The sequence below is a fragment of the Cellvibrio mixtus subsp. mixtus J3-8 genome, assembly GCF_000766945.1.
Classification (GTDB): domain Bacteria; phylum Pseudomonadota; class Gammaproteobacteria; order Pseudomonadales; family Cellvibrionaceae; genus Cellvibrio; species Cellvibrio mixtus_A.
On sequence record NZ_KN266220.1, the window covers coordinates 3,934 to 4,207 of the forward strand.

At 49.3% G+C, this 274-nt stretch carries 1 protein-coding gene; it reads left to right on the forward strand.

Features of this window, described 5'->3' with window-relative positions:
• The coding region (locus A596_RS23700; protein WP_039918805.1) for a P2 family phage major capsid protein at positions 1-256 on the forward strand (256 nt) is incomplete at its 5' end.
• Positions 257-274: the final 18 nt, after the last annotated feature.

Consider the following 274-nt stretch of genomic DNA (forward strand, 5'->3'; position numbering starts at 1 on the left):
CTTGATTGTCTCGCAAAAACGCATTGGTGGTCTGCAAGCAGTGCGCGCACCGTTTGTTCCTGACGGCAAAATTTTCATTACCGCGCTCTCCAATCTGTCGATCTACTGGCAGGAAGGTGCACGCCGTCGCCACATCGTCGAAGAGCCGAACTTCAACCGCATTGCCAACTATGAATCTTCAAACGATGCTTATGTTATCGAGGATTACGGTTTCGGCTGCCTGATTGAAAACATCGAACTTGGCGATTTTAGTTAATCAGGTAGGTGACCGGTG